Source organism: Streptomyces sp. SID3212 (assembly GCF_009865405.1).
Taxonomy (GTDB): domain Bacteria; phylum Actinomycetota; class Actinomycetes; order Streptomycetales; family Streptomycetaceae; genus Streptomyces.
This window is the reverse complement of the sequence record NZ_WWJY01001214.1, coordinates 1-3,082: the sequence shown is the minus strand read 5'-3', so window position 1 is coordinate 3,082 and position 3,082 is coordinate 1. Positions and strand designations below refer to the sequence as shown.

Sequence of the window (3,082 nt, the reverse complement as noted above, 5' to 3'; positions counted from 1 at the left end):
CGGCCCCCCGGCCCCGGCCCGCCCCGCGGCCCCGCGCCGCCGGCCCCAGGTCGGCGCCGAAGTCGACGGACCCGAAGCCCGGCACCGTACGTTTCATGGCGAGGTACTCGTCCAGCACCACGTCGACCGCGCCCCGCCAGTCCCCGGGCTCCAGCGCCGCGAACCGGTCGGTGACCCGTTCCGCGTAGTGGTCCAGGTTGCGCCGTGCCAGGGCGTCCACCAACGCGCGCTTGTTGTCGAAGAAGCGGTAGACGGAGCCTATGGGGACGCCCGCGCGGGAGGCCACGGCGCGGGTCGTGAGCTGTTCGTAGCCCGCTTCGTCGAGCAGGGCGGCGCAGCTGTCGAGGATCCGGGTGAGCCGCTCCGCGCTCCGCCGCTGCACGGGGGCCCTGCGCAGCCTGCCGCCCGCGCCCGCGCTCCCCTCGTCGGCGCCCGCCTCCGGGGCGTGGTTCGCGTTCGTACGGTCGTGGGGCACGTACTCCATCATGCCGCGCGTCCCCGTTGACGTGCCGCCCCCGCAATCCTACGGTGGACCATAGGATTCCAAGCACGGGAGCGGACGATGAGCGGCAGCGGGCACGGAAACGGGCACGGAAGCGAGCACGACAGCGGACACGGCGTCGAGCAGGCGAGGAAGACCGCCGAGGATCTGGCCCACTCCGCCGGGTTCGGCAACGAGCACAGTTCGGAGGCCGTGCCGGGCGCGCTTCCGCACGGACGCAACGCCCCCCAGCGCGCCCCGCTCGGCCTCTACGCGGAGCAGCTGAGCGGCAGCGCCTTCACCGAGCCGCGCGCCCACAACAGGCGTACCTGGCTCTACCGCGTCCGCCCGTCGACCGCGCACCCGCCGTTCCGGCGGACCGACAACGGCGGGCTGCGCGGCGCGCCCTTCACCGAGACCGTCCCCGATCCCAACCGGCTTCGCTGGGACCCGCTGCCCGACCCCGCCCCCGGTACGGACTTCGTCGCCGGCCTCTGGACGCTGGGCGGCAACGGCGACGCGACCCAGCGCACGGGGATGGCGATTCACCTCTACGCCGCCAACGCGCCCATGGTCGACCGGGTGTTCGGCGACGCCGACGGCGAGCTGCTGATCGTCCCGGAGCACGGCGGGCTGCTGATCCGTACCGAACTGGGCCTGCTCGCCGCCCGTCCCGGCGAGGTCGCCCTCGTCCCGCGCGGGGTCCGCTTCCGGGTCGAGCTGCTCGACGAGACGGCGCGCGGGTACGTCTGCGAGAACTACGGGCGCCCCTTCGTGCTCCCCGACCTCGGCCCGATCGGCGCCAACGGCCTGGCCAACGCACGGGACTTCCTCGCGCCGGTGGCCGCGTACGAGGACGTCGAGCGGCCGGTGGAGGTGGTCAACAAGTTCTGCGGGAACCTCTGGTCCGCGACGTACGACCACTCGCCGCTCGACGTGGTGGCCTGGCATGGCAACCACGTGCCGTACGTGTACGACCTGCGGCGCTTCAACGTCCTCGGGTCCATCAGTTACGACCACCCCGACCCGTCGATCTTCACGGTCCTGACCTCGCCGTCGGACACCCCGGGGCTGGCGGGCGTCGACTTCGTGGTGTTCGCGCCGCGCTGGCTGGTCGGCGAGGACACGTTCCGGCCGCCGTACTTCCACCGCAACGTGATGAGCGAGTACATGGGCCTGATCGAGGGCGCGTACGACGCGAAGACGGCGGGCAAGGGCGGGTTCGTGCCCGGCGGCGGGTCCCTGCACAACATGATGTCGGCGCACGGGCCCGACCGGGAGACGTTCGACCGGGCGAGCGCGGCCGAGCTGCGGCCGCAGCGGATCGACGACGGGCTGGCCTTCATGTTCGAGACCCGCTGGCCGGTGACCACCACCGCCCAGGCGGCCGGGGCCGACCACCTCCAGTCCGGCTACGACCGGGTGTGGGAGGGTCTTGAGCGCCACTTCAGGCCCTGATACGGAGTTGAACCGTGACCGCCTTCGCCCCCGACTCGCTGGTCCTGAACCGGAAACTGCCGCTCTGGTACCAGGTCTCGCAGTCGCTGCGCGCCTCCATACTGGGCCGCCGCCCCGACGACCCGCTGCGGCTGCCCACGGAGGAGCAGCTCGCCGGTCACTACGGTGTCAGTGTGCTGACGATGCGTCAGGCCCTCAAGGAGCTGGAGGAGGAGGGCCTGATCAGCCGGCACCGGCGGCGCGGCACCTTCATCGAGCCGGGGGCGCGGCGGGGCGCGCCGCGCAGGCTGCTCGGTTCGATCGACGCCATCGTGGCGCAGCAGTCGGGCGAGCTGACGACGGTCCTCGGCCACGGGCCCGGTCCGGTGCCGGGTGAACTCGCCGAGTTCTTCCCGGAGTTGGACGAGGTGATGACGTACAGGCGGCTGCGCAGGGACGCGGAGAGCGGCGAGCCGGTCAACTGGGCGGAGAACGCGGTCCGTCCGGACGTCGCGGCCGGTATCGACGTGGGGGATCTGGCGAGCCGGCCGATGACGCGGGTCCTGCGGGACATGCCGGGGGTACGGATCAGCCGGGTCACCGACACGGTGGAGGCGCGGCTGGCCGACCCGGCGACGGCGGAGCTGCTGCGGGTGCCGCTGCTCAGCCCGATCCTGCACTACACGGGGGTGACGTACGACGAGCGGGGCCGGGTGGTCGACGTGGCCCGGATCCGTTACCGGGGTGACCGGTTCGCGTTCTCGGTGACGGTGGAGACGGAGGGGTAGCGGGCGGGGGGCGCTTCCCCCGCCCGGCCGCCGGGGGCGCGGCGTTACGATGCCGCGGGCGGTGCAGAGGGAGGCAGAGGCGACGGGGAGGGCCGCGATGGCATCGACACGGGCCGGCGGGGACGGCGACCGCGTGCCGGCGGACGCGCCCCTGCTGAGCGACCTCATGCCGTGGTCGGTCGCCCCACTGCGGCTCGGCAGGTCCTGGGTCCTCGCCCCGGACGCGGCCTCGCTCACCGCCCGCTGGGACCGGCTCGTACGGGCCGAAGGGGCCGAGCGCGAGACGCTGTTCGGGCCGACCCGGGCCCGTACCCCGCACAGCTCCGTCGCCGCGCTGCCCGGACAGGCCGGGGGCGCGGGGCAGGCCGGGGGCGCG

Annotated in this window: 4 protein-coding genes; 3 read left to right on the top strand and 1 reads right to left on the bottom strand. The window is 73.8% G+C overall.

Translation table 11 applies throughout. The features are described 5' to 3' along the window. On the bottom strand, nt 1-487 hold a 487-nt coding region (locus GT042_RS36365), incomplete at its 3' end, for a TetR/AcrR family transcriptional regulator (RefSeq protein ID WP_237531551.1). A gap of 75 nt (nt 488-562) precedes the next feature. Between GT042_RS36365 and hmgA the strand changes: the two genes are divergently transcribed. The 3 genes from hmgA to GT042_RS36350 form a co-directional block, all read left to right on the top strand. After that, entirely contained in the window at nt 563-1,939 is a 1,377-nt protein-coding gene (hmgA, locus tag GT042_RS36360; RefSeq protein WP_161312937.1) for a homogentisate 1,2-dioxygenase, read from the top strand. A gap of 14 nt (nt 1,940-1,953) precedes the next feature. Then, nucleotides 1,954-2,706 carry a GntR family transcriptional regulator gene (locus GT042_RS36355; RefSeq protein WP_161312936.1) on the top strand — a complete coding sequence of 251 codons (753 nt, stop codon included), beginning with the start codon at nt 1,954-1,956 and terminating at the stop codon, nt 2,704-2,706. Nucleotides 2,707-2,803: 97 nt separating this feature from the next. Beyond that, on the top strand, nt 2,804-3,082 hold a 279-nt coding region (locus tag GT042_RS36350), incomplete at its 3' end, for a type ISP restriction/modification enzyme (protein ID WP_345944052.1).